Source organism: Kribbella pratensis (genome assembly GCF_004366075.1).
GTDB classification, from domain to species: Bacteria; Actinomycetota; Actinomycetes; order Propionibacteriales; family Kribbellaceae; genus Kribbella; species Kribbella pratensis.
Genome location: NZ_SODU01000001.1, coordinates 703,616 through 723,655 on the forward strand (window position 1 = coordinate 703,616; position 20,040 = coordinate 723,655).

The following is a 20,040-nucleotide window of genomic DNA, read 5'->3' on the forward strand; positions in this document are numbered from 1 at the left end:
GCGGGAACTCATGACGAAGGACACAGCAACCCAGGGCGCGAGTACTTCCCCTGACAACGCTCCGCGTAGTGCAGCAGGCAGCCTCGATCCAGACCGCTCCGGCAAGCCACTGTGGCGCTGACCATGATCCGGTTCATCGGCAGCAAACAGGTCGTCGATGCCGCCGACCGATGTGCCGACGTGATCCTGAAACTCGGTGACACTGTCCACGTCGGCACCGCCGCACCTGACCGGGTGGAGGAGCTCCTGACGAGATGAACAAACGTCGCCACCGCTGTTCGACGTCGCGGGGGACCGAACTCGACGTCGACCCGCAACCTTTCGCGTGTTTCAGGGCTCCGTCGCAGCCGGGGTCCAAGGGATCGCACCGAGCAGCTCCAACTCCGGGCTGGTGTTGCCGGGCGACGTCCGGCAGGTCCCCGACATCGTTGTGCAGGGGTTGACGGGCGCCTTACCTTGTCACGATGCCCGCGACGAGGTTGATGGTCGCGGCGAGGATGACAGTTCCGAAGGCGAACGAGAGTAGGCAATGCCGTAGTACGACTGAGCGGATGTCTGAGCTGGCGACGCTCGTGTCGGAGACCTGGTAGGTCATGCCGAGGTTGTAGCTGAAGTAGAAGAAGTCACGGTAGGCAGGCGATTCGTCGCTGTTGAAGTCGATGCCGCCGGCGGGCTGGCGGTAGTAGAGGTGCGCGTAGCGGGCGGCGTACACCATGTGCAGGACGGCCCAGTTCATGAAGACGCCGGCGAGGCCGATAGCGGCGGCAGAATTCTGGCTGTGCGAGTCACCGAGTACAAGTAGTAGGGCGATGCCGGTCAGGCCGCCGAGTGTCGCCGCCACCACGGCCAACTCCTCGACGGCCGGCCGGAAGTCCTCGCGGCCGACGAAGCGGTGTGTGGCGTCCGATGTCATCGGCCACAAGACGAGTACGCCGGTGACGACGAACGCCGCAGCGATCGCCGCGATGCCCGACAGCACTCCCAAGGGCAGGTTCCAGATCAGCGCGACAACTGCTCCGAGGACGCACCCGGCGACAAGCGACACGAACAGCCGGGAAGCCGCCGTCGTCGGCAGGCCGCCTCTCACCATGGTCTCCGCGTCTTCACGGAATCAGTTGACGATCGCGATGTTGTTGATCACCTCGGTGACTCCTGGGGAGGCCCAGGCGGCCGAGGCGGCTTCGAGGCGTTCGGCCAACGAGGTCGCCGTCCCGCCCAGCACCACCGTCGTCCCGTCGATCTCGACCGTGATGCCCTTGGCATCGACCCGCGCATTGCGCTGCAGAGCGTCGACGATCGACTGCTTGACGTCGGGAGCGATGGGTTCAGTGATCACAAGCTCAACGTCGTTCGTGACGCCCTTCACCGACTCCATCTTGCTGACCACGGACACGGCCTCGTCGCGCTGGTGCTGCCAGCTCGCCGTGCCGGTCAACGTGACCCAACTGTCAGCGACCTTCGCGTCGATCGTCGACGGCACGCCGGCGTTGAGAACCAGGGCCTGCAGTACGGCGCCACGCAGGTCCGCATCGTCTCGTGATGCAGCCTCCAGTGGAGTCACCACCAGGTCGTTGTGTACGCCGGTGACTCCGGCGACATGCTGTACGTCGTTCTGTGCCTCGAGCTTCTCGCGCAGGCTGCCGACCGTGCCGCGCAACGTCACGACACCGCCCTCGACGGCGGATACGATCGCGACGCTGTCGACTTTCGGGTCGTAGAAGATCGCGTCGTTGACATCACGTTGCAACTGACCGTCAGTCATCTGCGGCTCCCGTCTTCTTCGGTTGGATGTCGCGCGATCGAGCTTTCCCTGGATAGACGCGCTCCTCCGGCTCCTCGGTGAGGGCCGCCACCGCCGTGGCACATTCCCGGCGGTGTTCGTCGGTGCGGGCGAGCAGACACGACAGCAGCAGCCGGATGTCCGGGTCGTCGCTACCGTCACGCAAGTCGCGAATGGCCGGACGGTGATCACTCTCGGCATGGGCGTTCGCAAGGAAGTCGGCGAGCAGGTTCTGCCGATCGGTCGTGCCCGCCTGACGCCACGGATTGGACAAGGCACCGGCACTCGCCGGCTCCTCAGGCTGCCGACCGGCCATTGACACGAGCACGCTCTCCAGGTCGGTTCCGCCCATCACGGCCGCGACCATCGGGTTCGCCCGTATTACCCGGTCAACGGTTTCCGCGGGTGCGCCTTCCAGTAGTCGCGCAATCATCGTGGCGAGCATCTCGACCATCGCGACCTGATCCACGCCGAGGTGAACGAGCGTGTCGCGGTAGCGGCCGGGAACCGGCGCGGTCCAGCCGCTCAGGTAGTGGGTGGCGACCGTGATCTCGTGATACTGATCGGCGAGAACGTGTTCCAGGCGGTCGGCGTACCGGAGATCAGGCCGGTCGGGCCGGCAAGCAAACTGTAGATCGCGTCGGTGGTTGAACATGTGCTGCTCCTGCGGTTCTGTTGGCCGGCCTGCCGGACCGGTGGGTCAGTGGACGAATCAGTTGCTCAGGGCATCCTCGAGCCAAGGACGCAGTACGGCGGCCGGCGCGGCACCGATCTGGGTGGCGACCGCTTCCCCGGACCGAAACACCATCAGGGTCGGGATGGAACGGATGTCGAACCGGCGCGACAGTTCCGGCGCATCGTCGGCGTTGATCTTCACCAGCTTGATGTCGCCGGCCTTCTCGGTGGCGAGTTGTTCGAGCACCGGGCTGACCATTCGGCACGGACCGCACCACGGTGCCCAGACGTCGACCAGAACCGGGATCCGGGACTGCTCGACAACCTTCGCGAAGTCCTGGTCGCCGGCGTTGACGACCCAGGGCAACGGCTTGCCGCACTTGCCGCAGACCGGCTTCCCGTCGCCGGTCGCCTGCACCCGGTTCTTCTGGCCGCAGTGCGGGCAACTGATGATTTCGGCTTCCGCCGTCATAGCCCCTCCTTCCTCAGACGTCCGGTCACCCGTTCCACTTGGCGCAGGTCGTCGCAGACGATCGCCGTGTACTGGACGGGGGAACCTCCCTGTCGTTGTGGGTTACTCAGCCGCGGCTTGTGGTGGGTTCTGGACGTCGACAACGAGTTTCTGGCCGTCGAGCGAGACCTTGACGACAGCTCCGTCGACGACGTCGCCGGTGAGCAGTGCTCGGCCGACGCGGGTCTCGACCTCGCGGGCGATGAAGCGGCGCAGCGGGCGCGCGCCGTACACCGGGTCGAAGCCTTGTTCGGCGAGGAAACGCAGCGCGTCGTGGGTGACGTCGAGGGTCATCTGCTGGTCGGCGAGCCTGGTGCGCAGGTCGCCGAGCATCAGTTCGGCCACTTGCTCGATCTCGGGCAGCGTGAGCGGCGTGAACAGCACGATGTCGTCGACGCGGTTCAGGAACTCCGGCCGGAAATGATGCCGCAGATCGGCCATCACGGCGTCCCGGGCGTCCTCCTTGATCTGGCCGTCCGGCGTGACGCCGTCGAGCAGGTACGACGACCCGATGTTCGACGTCATGATGATCACGGTGTTACGGAAGTCGACCGTCCGTCCTTGCGCGTCGGTCAGCCGTCCGTCGTCGAGCACCTGCAGCAGCGTGTTGAAGACATCCGGGTGCGCCTTCTCGATCTCGTCGAACAACACGACGGAGTACGGCTTACGGCGTACCGCTTCGGTCAGCTGACCGCCTTCGTCGTACCCGACGTACCCGGGCGGCGCGCCGACCAGCCGACTGACCGTGTGCCGTTCCTGGTATTCGCTCATGTCGATCCGGACGATGTTGTCCTCGGAGTCGAACAACGCCGCCGCCAGCGCCTTGGCCAGCTCGGTCTTCCCGACGCCGGTCGGCCCGAGGAAGATGAACGACCCGATCGGCCGTCGCGGATCCTTGATCCCGGACCGGGCCCGGATGATCGCGTCGGCCACGACGTTGACGGCCTCGTCCTGGCCGATCACGCGTTCGTGCAGGATCTCGTCCAGCCTCAGCAGTTTCGCGCGTTCGCCCTCCTGCAACCGCGTGACCGGGATCCCCGTCCACCGGGACACGATGGAGGCGATCTCCTCGTCGGTGACCACCTCGCGCAGCAGCCGTCGGCCGCCTCCCTGTTTGGTGGCGAGCTGGTCCTCTTCGGCCAGCAGCCGCCGTTCGAGCTCGGGCAACTTGCCGTGGCGGAGTTCGGCCGCCTTGTTGAGGTCGTACTCGCGTTCGGCCTGGTCGGCGTCGTGGCGCAGTTGTTCGATCTGCCCGCGCAGGTCCTGGGTGCGGTGCACCACCTGGCGTTCGGATTCCCACTGCGCCCGCATCGCGTCTGACTCGGCGCGCAGGTCGGCGAGTTCCTTGCGAAGTTCCTCCAGCCGGGACTCGCTGGCCGCGTCCTCTTCCTTGGAGAGCGCCGCGTCCTCGATCTCCAGCCGAGTGACTTTGCGGGTCAGTTCGTCGAGTTCGGCCGGCATCGAGTCGATCTCGGTCCGCAGCATCGCGCACGCCTCGTCCACCAGGTCGATCGCCTTGTCCGGCAGGAACCGGTCGGTGATGTAGCGATGACTCAGTACGACGGCGGCGACCAGCGCACCGTCCTGGATCTTCACGCCGTGGAAGACCTCGAGCCGTTCCCGCAGGCCGCGCAGGATCGAGATCGCGTCCTCGACCGACGGCTCGTCGACCACCACCGGCTGGAACCGGCGCTCCAGCGCCGCGTCCGGCTCGATGTGCTTGCGGTACTCGTCGAGCGTGGTCGCGCCGATCATGTGCAGTTCGCCGCGCGCAAGCATCGGCTTCAGCATGTTGCCCGCATCCATCGCGCCCTCGGTCGCGCCGGCGCCGACCACCGTGTGCAGCTCGTCGACGAACAACAAGATCCGTCCCTCGGCCGCCGCGACCTCGCTGAGCACCGCCTTCAGCCGCTCCTCGAACTCACCGCGGTACTTCGCTCCCGCCACCAGCGCCGCCAGATCGAGCGCAAACACCGCCCGATCCTTCAGTCCCTCCGGTACGTCGCCGTTCGCGATCCGCTGCGCCAGCCCCTCCACGATCGCGGTCTTCCCGACGCCCGGCTCACCGATCAGGACCGGGTTGTTCTTCGTCTTCCGCGACAGGATCTGGATCGTCCGCCGGATCTCCTGATCACGCCCGATCACCGGATCGAGCCGCCCAGTTCGGGCGTCGGCGACGAGTTCGCGGCCATACTTCTCCAACGCCTCGTAGGCCGCCTCCGGCATGGCCGACGTGACGCGCTGGTTCCCGCGAATTGCGGTCAGCGCCTGCAGGAACTTCTCCCGGGTCAGGCCCTGTTCGCGCGCCCGCCGTCCCGCTGCCGTCTCTGCGCCTTCGTCGAGCAGCGCCATCAGCAGGTGCTCGACCGAGACATACTCGTCCTTCAGCCGCTTCGCCTCGCGCTCGGCGGTGTCGAACACCTTCGACAGGCGCTGCGTGACGTACACCTGTCCCGGTTCGGCGCCGGGCCCCGTCACTTTGGGGCGCCGGCTGAGATCGGACTCGAGATCAGCGCGCAGCCGGTCCGGGTCGGTGCCGGACTGCGTGAGCAGCCGGGGAATCAGTCCGTCGGGCTGATCCAGCAGCGCCAGCAACAGATGCTCGCCGTCGACCTGCTGGTGCCCGAAACGGAGCGCCTTGGTCTGCGCGTCGTGCAAGGCTTCCTGCGACTTCTGCGTCAGGCGGTTCATGTCCATGATCGGCCTCCGGAATGTTTGGCACGAAGTGCTGATTCCTGGGCGGCGAGCCGGTCGAGCAGGTCGATCACCAGCCCGACCGCGGCGTAGTTGAGAGAGAACGCGGCCCGCAGCCGCTGGATGCGGGCCACGGCCGCGACATCGGCGTACGAGAACCAGAGTCGACCGGACACGTCCCGCGCGGGTTCGAGCAGTCCGAGGGCGACGAACCGCGCGACCAGATGCGGATGGACGCCGGTCAGCCGCGCGAACGCCTCCAGATCCAGCAGCAGCGGCCGGGCCAGTGCGTTACTCATCGCTGCCTCCTCGGGTCGAAGGTCGTGGCGGCGGCGAGCTGCTCGAACAGGTGCTGTTCCTCGTCGGAGAGCTTGTCGGGCATCACGATCCGGATCTCGGCGTACAGATCACCGGGCGCCCGTTTCGCCGGCAGGCCGCGGCCCTTCAACCGCAGGCGTTTCCCGCTCGACGTCCCGCCAGGGACACGGAGCTTCACCTCGCCGCCTGGCGTCTCGAGCGCGACACGCGCGCCGAGCGCGGCCTCGGAGGCGGACACCGGCAGGTCGACATAGATGTCGCGGCCTTCGACTCGGTACCGCTTGTCCGGGAGCAGCCTGACCACCATGTACAGGTCGCCCGCCGGCGCGTCGCCACTCCCCTGACCGCCCTGACCGGCCAGCCGGATCCGCTGACCGTCGATCACCCCGGCCGGGATCGAAACCTCGACCGTACGTTCGCCGTCAGGGCCGGAGATCGTCAGCCGCCGCTGCCCACCGTTGTAGGCCTCGGGGACGGTGAGCTCGAGCTCGACCTCCTGGTCGGCGCCCGGGATCGGTCCCCACTGCCGCCGCCCGCGGCCCCCGAACATGCCGCCGAGCAGGTCCTCCAGGTCCACGTCCCCGGCGCCGTCGCCCCAGCCCGGAGACCCGCTCCAGCCACCCCGGCTGCCGGTCGCCGCCGGGCCGTCCTGGCCTGTCCACCACCCGCCGGGCGCACCACGACCGGCTCCGGCGCGTTGCGCTCTTGCCCACGCCTCCGGGTCGACATCGGGCGGGACCCTGCGGAAGTCGTCGCCGAACGCGTCGTACCGTTTCCGCTGGTCGGGGTCCGACAGTACGTCGTACGCCTCGGAGACCTGCTTGAACTTCTCCTCCGCGCCGGGGTCCTTGTTGATGTCCGGGTGGTACTGCCGGGCCAGCTTCCGGTACGACCGTTGCAGCTCGTCGGCCGTCGCATCGCGACCCACTCCGAGCAGTTCGTAGAAGTCGGCCATGGCACTACTGCTTCGCGACGACGACCGAGGCCGGCCGGAGGGGCTCGTCCGCGGTCCCGTATCCCGGCCGGACCACGGCGATCACCGTGCCGGGTTCGGCGTTCGGGTCGGCGATCGTGCTGACGGCCTCGTGCACGGCCGGGTCGAACGGCTCACCAACCGGGTCGAACCTCGGATACCCGAGCCGGCCCAGCGCCGCGACGGCCTGCTCGTGGACCGCCTTGATCCCTTCGACGACCGCCTCCGCGCCGCTGTCGGCGTGTTGCAGAGCCAGCTCGAGGTTGTCGACGACCGGCAACCAGGTGGCCGCAGCCCGAGAACGCTCGGCGGACCGTTCCCGGTCCAGGTCGCGCTGGTACCGCTTCCGCAGGTTGTCCAGGTCAGCCGCCGTACGACGCAACTGATCGTCGAGACGAGCGATCTCCTCATCCTTGTCCGGCTCCTCGTCGACGACGGCTGCCGATTCTTCAGCTGAGGTGGCGGCCGTGTCCGACTGCTCGCCCGACATCAGTCGACCGTGAAGTCGGCGTCGATCACGTCGTCGTCCGCGGCCGAGTCCTGCTTACCGGACTGGCCGGGCGGCGGGCCATCTGGGGACCGGCTGGCCAGCAGGCCCTGGTACACCTGCTGCAACTCCTGCGTGAGCGGCCGCACCCGGTCGAGCCCAGCACCTTCCTTCACCGCCTGCCGCGCATCGGCCACCAACGTCTCCGCACGAGCCTTCTCGTGCACCGCGACCGTGTCGCCGAGCTCGGTCAGCCGGCGGTCGACCTGGTAGGCGACCGCGTCCAGCTCGTTGCGCGCGTCGACCTCCTCGCGCAGCCGGGTGTCCTCGGTCCGGTGCTGTTCGGCGTCCGCGACCATCCGGTCGACCTCGCCCGGATCCAGCGCCGAGCTCTCGGTGATCGTGATCCGCTGCTCGACCCCGGTGTCCTTGTCCTTCGCCGACACGTTCAGGATCCCGTTCGCGTCGATGTCGTACGTGACCTCGACCTGCGGCTCACCACGCCCCGCCGGCCGGATCCCCTCCAGCCGGAACCGTCCGATCACCCGGTTGTCCGCGGCCCGCTCCCGCTCGCCCTGCAGGACCACGATGTCGACCGCGTTCTGGTTGTCCTCCGCCGTACTGAAGGTCTCCGTCCGCCGCGCCGGGATCGTCGTGTTCCGTTCGATGACCTTCGTCATCATCCCGCCCAGCGTCTCCACACCCAGCGACAACGGCGTCACGTCGAGCAGCAGCACGTCCTTCAGCTCACCCTTGATGATCGCGGCCTGCGTCGCGGCGCCGATCGCGACCACCTCGTCCGGATTCACGGTCATGTTCGGGTCCTTGCCACCCGTCAACCGCCGGACCAGCTGCTGTACGGCGGGGATCCGCGTCGACCCGCCGACCAGGATCACCTCGTCGATGTCGTTCGCCGTCACCTTCGCGTCCGCCATCGCCTGCTGCACCGGCCCCAGGCATCGCTCCACCAGATCATGCGTGATCTCGTCGAACGTCGACCGCATCACGGTCACCACCAGATGCTTCGGACCCGTCGACGTCGCGGTCACGAACGGCAGGTTCACCTGCGTCTGCGACACCGACGACAGCTCGACCTTCGCCTTCTCGGCCGCCTCGAACAACCGCTGCAACGCCTGCGCGTCCTCCCGCAGATCTACCCCCTCGGTCTTCTTGAACTCGTCCGCCAGGTAGTCGACCAGCCGCCGGTCGAAGTCGTCACCACCCAGATGCCCGTCACCCGACGTCGACAACACCTCGACCACACCGTCACCGACCGTCAGAACGCTGACATCGAACGTGCCGCCACCCAGGTCGAACACCAGAACGGTCTCGTTCTCCTGCTTGTCCAGCCCGTACGCCAGCGCCGCCGCGGTCGGCTCGTTGATGATCCGCAGTACCTCCAGACCTGCGATCTTCCCGGCGTCCTTGGTCGCCTGCCGCTGCGTGTCGTTGAAGTACGCCGGAACCGTGATGACCGCCTCGGTCACCTTCTCCCCCAGGAACTTCGACGCGTCCTCGACGAGCTTGCGCAACACCAGCGCGGAGATCTCCTCCGGCGCGTACAGCTTCCCCCGTACGTCGAACCGCACCGACCCGTCCGGCCCCTCGACCACATCGAACGACACCGCGGTCATCTCACTCGTGACCTCGTCGTACCGCCGGCCGATGAACCGCTTCGCCGAGTAGATCGTGCCCTTCGGGTTCAGGATCGCCTGCCGCCGCGCGAGGTTACCCACCAAACGCTCACCGTCATCGGTGAACGCCACCACCGAGGGTGTGGTGCGGGATCCTTCGCTGTTCGGGATCACCGTGGGCTGGCCGCCTTCCACGACGGCGATCACCGAGTTGGTGGTGCCCAGGTCGATACCGACTGCCTTCGCCATGTCCGTCTCCGTCCGTCTCGGTCGTCCGCCGGCACGGTTCTTGTTGCCTCAGGCATCAGCCCGTGCCGGGATCCTCAGGCACGCTGGAACGCTACCGCCGGCCGGGCAAGCCGGCGGTAGATCGCAGTGGGATTTGTTCGACGTTACTGCTGCCGTTGTCCGGCGCGCCAGAAGTCGGCGTCGGTCGACTGCCGACACTGTGTTGGACCGGCCAACGGCCAACAACCCACTGTCGCGGGTCAATGCCTCCTGGCCGACGGTGTGCTGAGATAGCAGAAGAGCACGACCTGTCATGAGAGCGAGGACATGAGCGACAACCAACCGACCGACCTGGCTGATCTCGCCGCCTGGGCCGAGTCACAGTTGCCCCAACTCGCGGAGAACGCTTGCACCGCGATCCTGGCCCGGGTGCCCTTCTACCACGGTGGCGCGGTGGTATCGGTCGCCGACCTGCGCCGCTCGGTCGGCCATAACCTTCGGTTCCTGGTCAGCGCCCTCCGCGCGCCCGAGGAACCGCGCGATCTCGCCGCTCCACGAGACACCGGGCGTCGGCGCGCCCAGCAGTCTGCGCCGTTGCCCGAGGTACTCCAGGCGTACCGGATCTGCTTCGCGACCCTCTGGGATGCCCTGGTCGCGCACGCCCGCGAGAGCCGTGGCCAGTCAGCGGTTGACGCCCTACTGTCAGCGGCCAGTCTGATCTGGCAGTTCACCGACGAACACGCACTCGCGGTCACCGAGGCCTACCGCGCGGCAACCGCAGAGATCCTGCTCGCCCGCCAGCAGCGCCGGGGCGCGCTGGTCGAAGCTTTGCTCACTGGTCAACCAGGACCCGATGGTGGGCCTTGGGAGGCCGCATCGCTGCTCGGACTCCCACCAGGCGCGCAACTGATCGTCGTCGCCGCCGAAACCCGTGGCTTGGCCGAGGAGAGCCTGCCCGGGATCGAACGCCGACTGTCCGATCGTGGTGTGGTCTCCGGTTGGCGATTGACCCCTGCCCTACAGCTGGGGCTAGTGGCAGTCCCCCTCGAGCAGCAGGACCGAGTCCTGTCCACACTGCGCGAAACCGTGACGGCACGGACCGGAGTGAGTCCGCCGTACCCGTCGTTGTCGGACACCCCGCGAGCCCTGCACCTGGCACGTACGGCGCTCAGCGCGGTTCCGGCGGGTCGCGCCGAGGTGCGCCTGTTCGACCCGAGCCCGCTGGCCGCACTCCTGGCGTTGGACCCGGCTGAAGGACGGCGGATCACCCAGGCGGTTCTCGGAACCGTACTCGCACTGCCGTCCGACGACCGCGCCATCCTGCTGGAAACGCTCACTGCCTATCTGAATCACGACGGCTCGGCCGAGCACGCCGGCCGTGTGCTGCACTGCCATCCGAACACAGTTCGTTACCGGCTCCGTCGACTGCAAGAACTCACCGGACGTTCACTGTCGGACCCGAACGACGCCGCCGAGCTGGCCGCAGCGTCGTACGCCGTTCAAATCAGCCCGGATGCAACCACCACCCACGGCCACAACTGACGAGCCGACGGCCGTCCGGACGGACGACCGGATCGGAGAGCTGTCGCGAGGCACAACATCGTTCGTCGGCGTCCACAACGTCTCGGCCCGTCACACCCTCGGGTGCAGACTCGTAACTAACCTCAAAGCAGTCCTGATCCGCGAGCAGGGAGCACGGTAGCGATGAGCGACGACACGGTGGACGACGTCCGCGCAGGCGGCGATGGACCGACGACCGACCGGGAGTGGTCGCAGAAGGACTACCACCACCCGGCCGCCGGCTGGGGTGCGGCGTTGTCGGTAGCCCGGGTGCTCGGCCGAGAACACACGGTTGTATCCGGAACCCGCGCCATGCTCACCATGAACCACGAGAGCGGCGGATTCGACTGTCCCGGCTGCGCCTGGCCCGACGCCACCGACGGGCTGAAACTGGACATCTGCGAGAACGGCATCAAACACGTCTCCTGGGAGATGACCCCGAAGCGCGCGGGGCGCGAGTTCTTCGCCGAACACACCGTGGCCGAGCTCGAGACCTGGACGGACTTCGCGCTCGAGGACGTCGGCCGGCTGACCGAACCGATGGTGTACGACGCTGCGACCGATCACTACGTACCGATCGAATGGCAGGCGGCGTTCGACCTCATCGGCGCGACACTCCGGGCCCTGGACAGTCCGGACCAAGCGGCGTTCTACACCTCCGGGCGGCTGAGCAACGAGGCCACGTTCCTCTACCAGTTGATGGCCCGCGAGTACGGCACCAACAACCTGCCGGACTGCTCGAACATGTGCCACGAGGCGTCCGGCCGCGCACTCCAGGCCGCACTGGGCACCGGGAAGGGCACGGCCGATCTCAAGGACTGGGAGTCCGCCGAGGCGCTGTTCATCATCGGCGTCAACGCGGCTTCGAACGCCCCGCGAATGCTGACCGCACTGTCCGACGCGTATCGTCGCGGGGCGCAGGTCGTGCACATCAATCCGCTGGTCGAGGCCGCGGCCCGGCGGACCATTGTGCCGCACGAGATCGTCGACATGGCCCTGTTCAAGTCCACACCCACGAGCACGCTGAATCTCCAGGTCCGGCCCGGGGGCGACCTCGCCCTACTCCGCGGAATTGCGAAGGCCGTGCTGGAGGAGCACCGGACCGATCCGAAGGCGCTCGACGAGGTCTTCCTCGAGCGCCACACGCACGGCTTCGAAAAGTACCGCGAGCTGTGCGAGGCAACGGAATGGAGCGACCTCGAACGGCAGTCCGGCCTGTCCGAGACCGACATCCGGCGTGCGGCCGAGATCTACTCCCGGTCCAAGCGCACTCTGATCAGCTGGTGCCTCGGCGTCACCCAGCACGAGCACGGTGTCGACACCGTCCGCGAGATCGTCAACCTCCTACTGCTGCGCGGAAACCTAGGACGAGAAGGCGCCGGACCGTCGCCGGTACGCGGGCACAGCAACGTCCAAGGCAACCGCACCTGCGGGATCGACCACCGCCCCACGCCGCAGTTCCTCGACCGACTCGCCGAGGCCTGCAAGATCGAACCACCCCGCGAGCACGGCCTGGACACAGTCGACGTTGTCGCAGCCATGAACACAGGGACAGTCAAGGTCTTCGTCGGGATGGGCGGCAACTTCGCACTCGCCGCGCCGGACACCGCCTTCACCGCTCAAGGGCTGCGACAGTGCGACTTGACAGTCCACGTCAGCACCAAGCTCAATCGCAGCCACCTCACGCACGGGCGGCAGGCGCTTATCCTCCCGTGTCTCGGACGGACCGAACTGGACATGCAGCAAGGTGGCCGGCAATCCACCTCGGTCGAGGACTCGATGAGCATGGTGCATCTCTCCACGGGCAGGAAGCGCCCGGCCTCGCCGTACCTGCTGTCCGAACCTGCGATCATCGCGGGGATGGCCCGCGCCACGCTGCCCGAGAGCTCGACCCCGTGGGAGTGGTACGTCGACGACTATGACCGGATCCGCGATGTGATGGCCAAGGCGCTCGACGGATTCGAGGACTTCAACCGCAGAGTCCGCCGGCCGCTCGGTTTCCGCCTCCGCCAACCTGCACGGGAACTCGTCTTCCACACCCCGTCGGGACGAGCCGAGTTCTCCACCGCTGGGCTCCCCGACGTGATCCCCGCATCGGACGACGTACTGGTGCTGCAGACGATGCGCTCGCACGACCAGTGGAACACCACGATCTACTCCGACAACGACCGCTACCGCGGCGTGAAGAACCTGCGCACCCTGATCCTCATGAACGCCGACGACATGCGCGCCCGCGGAATCAGCGAAGGCGATCTGGTCGACATCACCGCGACCGCGCGAGACGGAACGACGCGCTCGCTGCATGAATACCGGGCATTGACGTACGACGTACCTCGTGGCAGCGCTGCCGGCTACATGCCCGAGATGAACGTACTGGTCGCGCACAACGACTACAGCCGACAGAGCGATCAACCCTTGATGAAGAACATCATGGTCCGCGTCACCTCGTCAGGTCAGTGAACGCGACGGCGGACGAATTGTCCTGACGGACAGCTGCCTTTGGATCAGTCGCTTTCCAACGCCTCCGCGGCGCTCTTCAGATTCTGTAGGTCCGACTCAAGTGCTGTCGTCGCGGTCGGATCGAAGGACTGCTCCGCGGATTCGGCACCGAGCGCGTCGTCGGGTTCGCTGGCCTTCGCGGCGTCGAGTTCGTAGTCCGCATCCTCGGCCACAACACTCGGGTCGGTGGTGACGGCCTTGACCTCGTTACTCGGATCTCTCGTCATGTCATCAGGCTAATCGAGGGCCACCTCCCTGCGATTTGTAGCCTTGAACAACGCGATCTGTGCGTCCGGACAGACATCGTTTGAACGGTCACCTGCTCGTAACGCTTCCTGCTTGCTGGTCGTTTTGAACAGCGTCGGGGAAAGCTCGTCAGGGGCGGGGCTAAGCGGGGGCCCGCCCCTGGCGTTCCTCCCGGTTCGCGCGTGACCGTAGTCTCGCCAGCTGACCCCAAGCGGCCCGGGTCGCGATCAGCCGAGCGCGGCCGGGGATTCTGCGTGCGGGATGAGCAGACGTGGGCTGCCGGAGCCGTCGGCGGGAACCACCCAGACGTCCGAGTCGCCGGTGCCGCGCGGAATGGAGTAGCCGATGGTGTTCGCGTCCAGCCATGCGGGCTGGTCGTCCACGCTGCGGGCTTCGGCGAGCGGTGTTCTCGTGCCTGATGCCAGGTCGAGTACGGACAGTCGCCATCCCTTCGCGGGGTCCCCGTCGATCGCCGACTTGAAGGCGATGCGTGTTCCGTCGGGTGACAATGATGGGCATTCGACGTTCTTCGCGATGGTTCGCACTGTCTTTGCCGCGATGTCGCCTTCGACCAGGTATCGATTCCCGCCGGTGGACATCGTCGCGTAGAAGAGATTGTCGTCGGCGGCGAAGGTGATGCCCCAGAAGTTGAGGTCGGGAGCGGTGTAAGGGTGCCCGTCCAGCGTCACCGACAGGAATTCCAGCGAGTCGACCATATCGTCGGACCTCAGGTCGATCAGCCCGGCGCGGGTGGAGAAGCGGCCGTGGTTGTACGAGTCGCCCGCAACGAATACTGTCCAGGCCACCAGTCGCCCATCGCCGGACACCCGGGTCCGGTTCGGTACGCCGACCAGGGGAATCGCCTTCTCCACGTTCAGGTTCCGGTCCAGGATGGCGATCTGGAACGTGGTCAACGCACCGTCTTGTCGCAGGCAGGCGCCGGTGCCTGCGGCCGCGTACACCCGCAGACAGCCGAGTGCGGAAACCGAGCGTGGCCCGTCCGGATCGTCCTTCGCCACCAAGGCCAGGTGCCCCTTGCTGTCCGGTGCTGTGCTGCGGAACATGATCCGCGGCCCCACGAGGCTCAGCGCATTGGCCGCAGCCACCGTCGTGTGCTCGCGCGCGCTCGTGAGTACGCCGTACCCGACCGCGACCATGGCCAGCACAACGGCGCCGACCAGGGCGAGCACTATCCGCCGTGTCATGCCGGCTGCTCCTCGTCGGCGTCGGTGGACGGGATTCCGCGCAGGAGCAAAGCAACCGCGAACACGGCCACAGCAACCAGCACCGCAGCGATCCGTATCGCACTTGCCGGTCCCCACACCGTCCACGCCAACCCGAACAGCACCGACGACACCAGGTACGCCATCGCCTGCCCGGTCTGGATCAGCGCGATCCCCGTCGTACGTACTCCGGTGGGCAGTACCGGTCCGGCCAGAGCGATCAGTACGCCGTCCGTGGACGCGTAGAAGAGCCCGTACAGCGCGAGCACGACAACCAGCAGCGGCCAGCCACCGAACGGTCCGAACAGCAACAGGTAGACCAGCATCAGCGCGGTGTATCCGGCCAGCACGACCTTCTGCCGACCGATCTTGTCGGCGAGCACGCCCAGCGGCGTGGCGAGCAGCAGGTAGGAGAGATTGGTGCCGACAGCAAGTAACGGGAACCAGCCGACACTCAGGTCCTCCCGCCGCTGCAGCAACAGGTAGACGAAGCCGTCGCCGATGGTCACCATTCCAGCCAGGCACGCGGCCAGCACCAGCCGACGTACCGGCGCAATCCGCAGCAGACCGCCCAGCGATGAGAGCGCCACTGTGCCCTTCGACGGCTGTTCGCCGCCGCGGTCCCGCACGAACAGCACCAGCACGAGTACGCCGAACGCCGCAATGCAGAAGCTCGCCACGAACACGGCGTCGTACGCCTGACCCGTCGCCGCCAGAATGCCCAACGCCACGAGCGGCCCGGCGAACGCTCCGACGGTGTCCATCATCCGATGCACACCGAACGCGCGGCCGTACAACTGCGGCGGCGTGGACAAGGTGATCAGTGCATCGCGCGGCGCCGTCCGCAGGCCCTTGCCGGTGCGGTCGATCGCGATCACCGCGCCGATCACGCCGACGGCGTTGCCTGCGGCCGGCAGGCCGAGTTTCGCCACCGCCGAGAACCCGTAGCCGAGTCCCGCGATGAACTTGCGCCGGCGTGTCCGGTCTGCGACGTACCCGCCGACCAGCCGCAACAGCGCCGTCGCGCCGGTGTAGGTGCCGTCGACCACGCCGTACACGGCAGGGCTCAGGTGCAGGCCGATCATCAGGTACACCGGCAGCACCGCGGTCACCATCTCGGAAGAGATGTCGGTGATCAGGCTGACCGCGCCGAGTGCGAAGACGTTGCCACTCACGTGGAACAGCGATCGTCGACGCGACGGGTGCGCGGCGTGCGGACGGTCGATCGAGGACAGGTACACGAGGATCACCTCCGTGGCGATGTCGGACCCCGCTCGCGGACGTGCCGCGAGCGGGGTCGATGATCAGTTCCAGACGTTGGTGATCTCCGCGGCCGAGTTCAGGTGCGTCAGCCCGTACGCGCTCTCGATGGTGCTCAGGACGTTGTAGTGGTTGATCTGGTTGGAGAAGGTGCCGACCTGGGTGTGCGCGCCGACGAACGCGGTGAAGATGTGGTTCGACGAACTGCCGTTGTCCTCGTCGAACGTGATGATCAGCAGGCTGTTGTGGGTCTTCGCCCAGGACGCGTACGCCGTCAGGTTGTTCTTCAGCCAGGTGTCACCCGTGCCAACCGAGCAGTCGTGCATGTCGTTGCACATGTTCGGGCTTACGAACGACACCGTCGGCAGACTGGCGTAGTTGGTCGAGCTCGGGAAGACGGAGTACCTCAGGTTGCTGGCCGCCGGTACGTTGCTGAAGTTGACCCAGCCGTTGTGCTTGCGCCGGTACGTGCCGCTCGAGCAACCGGTGTAGCCGTCGGACGGCATGCTCTCCGAGTAACCCTTGAAAGACTTGCCCGCGCCGATCAGCTGGTTGCCGAGATTGTTCCCGCTGAAGGTGTGCGGGCAGCTGTCGTCGGTGATGCCCTGCGTCTTTCCCGTGAAGATCGCCAGGTAGTTGGGCTCGCTGGGGTGCGTCACGCCGTACGCCTGCGTGAACTTCGCGCCCTGGCTCGCCAGGCTGTTGAACGTCGGGGCACTGGAGCTGCCGTTGATCTGCGAGTACGCGTGGTTCTCGAACATCACCAACACGATGTGGTCGAAGACCGGGACGCTGGTCGCCGCTTGCGCGGGGGACGAGCTACCGTGGACAACCGTCACCGAAGCGATGACGCCGGCCGCCGCACAGACCACGGCCGCGATGCGCTTGCGTATCACGATTCCTCCTCACACGATGGGCCGGCCCTGACTAAGCATCAGAGCCGCGACCAATCCTGTGAGCCGACAGCCGCCCTGAGCCCAATACAGCGAGCACCCGAGATGTGCGCGAGGTAAACAAACCACGCTCACTCTCAGAAACATCCCCGTCGCACAGCGAGACACCACACGCAGCGCGGGCGAGGCTACCGAGCACGCCAAGCCGCACCGTCCTGCCGACCGAAGATCCGCGCGCCACCCTGTGGGACTCACCACTGCCTACCGGATCAGCCACTAGGCGCGGGTCAGTCAGAGCGGGCCCTGTCCGGCAGTCGTCCCCGGTCAGGCAGTTCAAGACAAGTCGGACCCCAGGCGCTCACGCCACTGACGTACCGACCACGAGTCAGGCGGCGCAGCGTCAGGGGCCGGCGAGTTCACGATCGGGGGTACGACGGGCGACCAACCGCTGCGCGTTCACCTGGTCGCCGTCCCCCGTCACGAACGCCAATCGCACCGGCGCTCCGGAGTCCTCGACAACAAACGCCGGTGAAGTCCCGTCCGGACGCGGCCGGCACGTCCTTGCCCAATCGCTGAGCGCGGCGATCACCAGGTTGAGACTGCGGCCGGTCTCGGTCAGAACGTACTCGTCCCGCGCCCGCGCGCCTTCTTCCCGATACGTACGACGGGTCAGCAGACCCTCGTCGATCAGGAACGTGAGCCGCTGGGTCAGCAGATTCGGGGCGATGCCAAGTGCCTCGCGGAACTCCTGGAACCGGGTCGATCCCGCGATCAGCGCCTCGCGCAGGATCAGCAGCGTCCAGCGGTCGCCAAGCACTTCGAGGCTGCGCGCGATCGAGCAGGTCGAGTCCTTGCCTAGCGACTTTGGCATGTCGTCCCGCCTTTCGAGCTGAGTTATGAAACTATACCCAGAAGATGCTAGGTTCAGAAAATCAACTCAGCTACGCGGCGGTCTGCCGCAGCACTTGGAGGATCCGTGCGATCGCTCAGTGAGCGCGCCAGTTTCTGGACAGCCGGCGCGGTCGTCGCGCTGGCGCTGTGGACCAGCGCGTGCCCGACGATGATCTACCCGCTCTATCAGGCAGAGTGGGGGCTCACGTCGACCACGGTGGCCTGGATCTTCGCCGCCTATCCGATCGCACTGATCCCTGTCCTTGTCATCTTCGGGAACCTGTCCGACCACATCGGCCGGCGGGCGGCGATCCTGCTGGGCCTGGCCGCCGAACTTGTCGGCGTACTGCTGTTCGTCCTGGCCACGGACGTCACCCTGTTGCTGGTCGGTCGCGCCTTCATGGGGCTGGGCGTCGGCCTGTCACTCAGCCCGGCGAGCGTGGCCATGGTCGAGTTCAGCACAGCCGGCGCCGACAAGCGCGCCGGCGCGATCGGCACCGCCGTCTCCGCCTTGGGCATCGCACTGGCGATGCTGGTCGGCGGCGGGTTGTCGCAATACGCGCCGTACCCGCTCCGGCTGACCTTCGTCGTACTGGCGCTGATGATCCTTGTCGTCGTCTTCTTCGCCCTCGGGTTGCCGCGGCACACACCCGACGAGGCGCGATCGCGCTGGCGGATCCGCGCGATCGTCATCCCACGCGGCAATCGCGGGATATTCGCGGCCGGCTCGATCGCGTTCGCCTCGTCGTTCATGCTCGGATCGCTGGTGCTTCCGCTCGGCGCCAAGATCGCTCATCAGCTCGCGCGTTCGGACAACGCCCTGCTCACCGGTGCACTGCTGTCGGTCTTCGCCGTCTCGATCTCGGCCACCGCCCTGCTGGCCAAGAGACTGGACCTCTGGACCGCCGTGATCGTTGGCGCCGTCTTCTCATCCGGCGCGGTGTGGCTGTTCGTCGTCACCGGTACGACGCACTCGATCGTGGTCTTCTTCCTCGCCTCGGCCTGTGCCGGAATCGGATACTCCTTCGACTTCGCCGGCGGGCTGACCATCCTGAACCGGTACGCCGCGCCACACCACCGCGCGAGCATGGTCTCCGGCGGTTACCTCCTCGGCTACATCTCCCAGGGCATCGGCGCTCCGGCCCTGGGTGCGATCGTCACCGCCAACGGATTGATGACCGCACTGGCCAACGGCGCGATCGCGTTCAGCGTGGTCTTCGGCATCTCACTGATCGGCGCCACCGTCGTCCGCAGGTCTCTGCGCGAGGCGGCTCCACAGGAACGCGCCCTCGAGACCGCCTCCACCGACTGATCCGCATGACGCACCGCTTCCCGGTGGGTCACGCGAATCAGGCACCGTCACCTCACATCGCGAAAGCCAACCGGCCTACTCAAAACAGTTCAGTAGAGAGCGTTCACCGAACTCGTAGAAACAGGACTCGTCGTTGCCCAGCTCCTCCGCTCCTCACAGCTGGACAACCCACCCGCGCCACCGGCTCGACCAGTTCAGTGAAGGTAACGGTCCCACTTCACCTCATACCGTGACCCGCCCTGCATCGCCCCGGGCCGGGGATCTGATCGACCGACCGCGCAAGCGCAACCTCGACCGGCCCGGCCAGCTCGGCCGGGATCCGCACCTGCGCGGTCTCAGTCCGACGACGCGCGGGACTCATCGCTACTCCAGCCGCGGCAGCCCGTCCAACGCGGCCACACAACAATCCGCGGGCTTGTCATCGGCAGCGGCACGGCGCGGCCGACGACGACGAGCTCACCGATGTACACGACGTCGGGGTGGCTGATCGGTCCGAGGACTCCGCCGACGCTCCACCGAGTGGGTCGAGGTGTTGCCCGCCGCGATGAGGGTCGAAGGACTCGTCGTCAAAGGCGCAGCCTCGCGCTACACGCCGGGCCGCCGCGACGCCCGGGTCAAGGTGAAGCACCGCGAAACCCGCGAGGTCGCCTCGTTACCAGCCCCGCGAAGGCCCGAGCCAAGGGCGGCCGAGCGTCCCGCCTCCTACGCCGCGTTCGACTTGGTCACGGTGAGCGGCGTCGACCTGCGCACGCAGCGCTGGATCGTCCGTCGGCAACGGCTCGAGCAGCTGTCCAAGGGTTGGGTCCCGCCTCTGCAGCTGACACCTGTCACCGAGGCGGCTTGGAACAGAGTTGAT

Annotated in this window: 18 protein-coding genes; 4 read left to right on the forward strand and 14 right to left on the reverse strand. The window is 67.0% G+C overall.

The window, feature by feature from the left end:
- The first annotated feature begins 123 nt into the window (after positions 1-123).
- Positions 124-258, forward strand: a complete 135-nt coding sequence (locus tag EV137_RS41740) for a hypothetical protein (protein ID WP_255517728.1) — start codon at positions 124-126, stop codon at positions 256-258.
- A 193-nt stretch (positions 259-451) separates the two neighbouring features.
- Here EV137_RS41740 and EV137_RS03440 read toward each other — a convergent pair whose 3' ends face one another.
- From EV137_RS03440 to dnaK, 9 genes are all read right to left on the reverse strand, one after another.
- Positions 452-1,090, reverse strand: a complete 639-nt coding sequence (locus EV137_RS03440) for a DUF1345 domain-containing protein (RefSeq protein ID WP_202870804.1) — start codon at positions 1,088-1,090, stop codon at positions 452-454.
- Positions 1,091-1,111: 21 nt separating this feature from the next.
- Positions 1,112-1,762 carry a BON domain-containing protein gene (locus EV137_RS03445; protein ID WP_134009833.1) on the reverse strand — a complete coding sequence of 217 codons (651 nt, stop codon included), beginning with the start codon at positions 1,760-1,762 and terminating at the stop codon, positions 1,112-1,114.
- On the reverse strand, positions 1,755-2,435 hold the full coding sequence (locus EV137_RS03450) for a manganese catalase family protein (protein WP_134009831.1): 681 nt from the start codon (positions 2,433-2,435) through the stop codon (positions 1,755-1,757). The genes EV137_RS03445 and EV137_RS03450 overlap by 8 nt, the downstream gene beginning before the upstream one ends.
- A gap of 57 nt (positions 2,436-2,492) precedes the next feature.
- On the reverse strand, positions 2,493-2,927 hold the full coding sequence (gene trxC / locus EV137_RS03455; RefSeq protein WP_134126475.1) for a thioredoxin TrxC: 435 nt from the start codon (positions 2,925-2,927) through the stop codon (positions 2,493-2,495).
- Between the two features lie 102 nt (positions 2,928-3,029).
- Positions 3,030-5,663, reverse strand: coding sequence for an ATP-dependent chaperone ClpB (gene clpB / locus EV137_RS03460; protein WP_134009827.1), 2,634 nt, complete (start codon positions 5,661-5,663; stop codon positions 3,030-3,032).
- Positions 5,654-5,959, reverse strand: a complete 306-nt coding sequence (locus tag EV137_RS03465) for a chaperone modulator CbpM (RefSeq protein WP_134126477.1) — start codon at positions 5,957-5,959, stop codon at positions 5,654-5,656. The genes clpB and EV137_RS03465 overlap by 10 nt, the downstream gene beginning before the upstream one ends.
- Entirely contained in the window at positions 5,956-6,933 is a 978-nt protein-coding gene (locus EV137_RS03470) for a DnaJ C-terminal domain-containing protein (protein WP_134126479.1), read from the reverse strand. Before EV137_RS03470 ends, EV137_RS03465 begins: the two co-directional genes overlap by 4 nt.
- A 4-nt stretch (positions 6,934-6,937) precedes the next feature.
- Positions 6,938-7,441 (reverse strand): nucleotide exchange factor GrpE, encoded by a 504-nt coding sequence (locus EV137_RS03475; protein ID WP_134126481.1) that lies wholly within the window; start codon positions 7,439-7,441, stop codon positions 6,938-6,940.
- Positions 7,441-9,321: a molecular chaperone DnaK gene (gene dnaK, locus EV137_RS03480; protein ID WP_134009819.1), complete on the reverse strand. Its 1,881-nt coding sequence runs from the start codon at positions 9,319-9,321 to the stop codon at positions 7,441-7,443. The genes EV137_RS03475 and dnaK overlap by 1 nt, the downstream gene beginning before the upstream one ends.
- Before the next feature lie 306 nt (positions 9,322-9,627).
- Here dnaK and EV137_RS03485 point away from each other — a divergent pair, with 306 nt between their 5' ends.
- Together EV137_RS03485 and EV137_RS03490 are read left to right on the forward strand one after the other, a co-directional pair.
- A complete protein-coding gene (locus tag EV137_RS03485; protein WP_134009817.1) occupies positions 9,628-10,842 on the forward strand; it encodes a PucR family transcriptional regulator in 1,215 nt (404 codons plus the stop codon).
- 162 nt (positions 10,843-11,004) lie between these two features.
- Positions 11,005-13,320, forward strand: coding sequence for an FdhF/YdeP family oxidoreductase (locus EV137_RS03490; protein WP_134126483.1), 2,316 nt, complete (start codon positions 11,005-11,007; stop codon positions 13,318-13,320).
- 44 nt (positions 13,321-13,364) lie between these two features.
- Here the strand turns inward: EV137_RS03490 and EV137_RS03495 are convergent, their stop codons facing one another.
- The 5 genes from EV137_RS03495 to EV137_RS03515 all read right to left on the reverse strand — a co-directional run bounded on the left by EV137_RS03495 (position 13,365) and on the right by EV137_RS03515 (position 17,852).
- Positions 13,365-13,586: a hypothetical protein gene (locus EV137_RS03495; RefSeq protein ID WP_134009813.1), complete on the reverse strand. Its 222-nt coding sequence runs from the start codon at positions 13,584-13,586 to the stop codon at positions 13,365-13,367.
- Positions 13,587-13,832: 246 nt separating this feature from the next.
- On the reverse strand, positions 13,833-14,810 hold the full coding sequence (locus EV137_RS03500) for a TolB family protein (RefSeq protein WP_134126485.1): 978 nt from the start codon (positions 14,808-14,810) through the stop codon (positions 13,833-13,835).
- Positions 14,807-16,069, reverse strand: a complete 1,263-nt coding sequence (locus EV137_RS03505; protein WP_134126487.1) for an MFS transporter — start codon at positions 16,067-16,069, stop codon at positions 14,807-14,809. Before EV137_RS03505 ends, EV137_RS03500 begins: the two co-directional genes overlap by 4 nt.
- Positions 16,070-16,132: 63 nt before the next feature.
- Complete coding sequence (locus EV137_RS03510) at positions 16,133-16,984, reverse strand: alkaline phosphatase family protein (RefSeq protein WP_238175069.1); 852 nt, start codon at positions 16,982-16,984, stop codon at positions 16,133-16,135.
- Between the two features lie 397 nt (positions 16,985-17,381).
- Entirely contained in the window at positions 17,382-17,852 is a 471-nt protein-coding gene (locus tag EV137_RS03515; RefSeq protein WP_134009809.1) for a winged helix-turn-helix transcriptional regulator, read from the reverse strand.
- A 105-nt stretch (positions 17,853-17,957) separates the two neighbouring features.
- On the opposite strand from EV137_RS03515, the gene EV137_RS03520 reads away from it, so the two are divergent.
- On the forward strand, positions 17,958-19,184 hold the full coding sequence (locus tag EV137_RS03520; protein WP_134126489.1) for an MFS transporter: 1,227 nt from the start codon (positions 17,958-17,960) through the stop codon (positions 19,182-19,184).
- Positions 19,185-20,040: the final 856 nt, after the last annotated feature.

What these genes read in the sequence shown, in the direction of transcription:
- EV137_RS03500 (WP_134126485.1), bottom strand. Translation starts at nt 14,810, where the DNA reads ATGACACGGCGGATAGTGCTCGCCCTGGTCGGCGCCGTTGTGCTGGCC.
- EV137_RS03495 (WP_134009813.1), bottom strand. Translation starts at nt 13,586, where the DNA reads ATGACGAGAGATCCGAGTAACGAGGTCAAGGCCGTCACCACCGACCCG.
- EV137_RS03450 (WP_134009831.1), bottom strand. Translation starts at nt 2,435, where the DNA reads ATGTTCAACCACCGACGCGATCTACAGTTTGCTTGCCGGCCCGACCGG.
- trxC (WP_134126475.1), bottom strand. Translation starts at nt 2,927, where the DNA reads ATGACGGCGGAAGCCGAAATCATCAGTTGCCCGCACTGCGGCCAGAAG.
- EV137_RS03475 (WP_134126481.1), bottom strand. Translation starts at nt 7,441, where the DNA reads ATGTCGGGCGAGCAGTCGGACACGGCCGCCACCTCAGCTGAAGAATCG.
- EV137_RS03470 (WP_134126479.1), bottom strand. Translation starts at nt 6,933, where the DNA reads ATGGCCGACTTCTACGAACTGCTCGGAGTGGGTCGCGATGCGACGGCC.
- EV137_RS03490 (WP_134126483.1), top strand. Translation starts at nt 11,005, where the DNA reads ATGAGCGACGACACGGTGGACGACGTCCGCGCAGGCGGCGATGGACCG.
- EV137_RS41740 (WP_255517728.1), top strand. Translation starts at nt 124, where the DNA reads ATGATCCGGTTCATCGGCAGCAAACAGGTCGTCGATGCCGCCGACCGA.
- EV137_RS03485 (WP_134009817.1), top strand. Translation starts at nt 9,628, where the DNA reads ATGAGCGACAACCAACCGACCGACCTGGCTGATCTCGCCGCCTGGGCC.
- EV137_RS03440 (WP_202870804.1), bottom strand. Translation starts at nt 1,090, where the DNA reads ATGGTGAGAGGCGGCCTGCCGACGACGGCGGCTTCCCGGCTGTTCGTG.
- EV137_RS03445 (WP_134009833.1), bottom strand. Translation starts at nt 1,762, where the DNA reads ATGACTGACGGTCAGTTGCAACGTGATGTCAACGACGCGATCTTCTAC.
- EV137_RS03465 (WP_134126477.1), bottom strand. Translation starts at nt 5,959, where the DNA reads ATGAGTAACGCACTGGCCCGGCCGCTGCTGCTGGATCTGGAGGCGTTC.
- clpB (WP_134009827.1), bottom strand. Translation starts at nt 5,663, where the DNA reads ATGGACATGAACCGCCTGACGCAGAAGTCGCAGGAAGCCTTGCACGAC.
- EV137_RS03515 (WP_134009809.1), bottom strand. Translation starts at nt 17,852, where the DNA reads ATGCCAAAGTCGCTAGGCAAGGACTCGACCTGCTCGATCGCGCGCAGC.
- dnaK (WP_134009819.1), bottom strand. Translation starts at nt 9,321, where the DNA reads ATGGCGAAGGCAGTCGGTATCGACCTGGGCACCACCAACTCGGTGATC.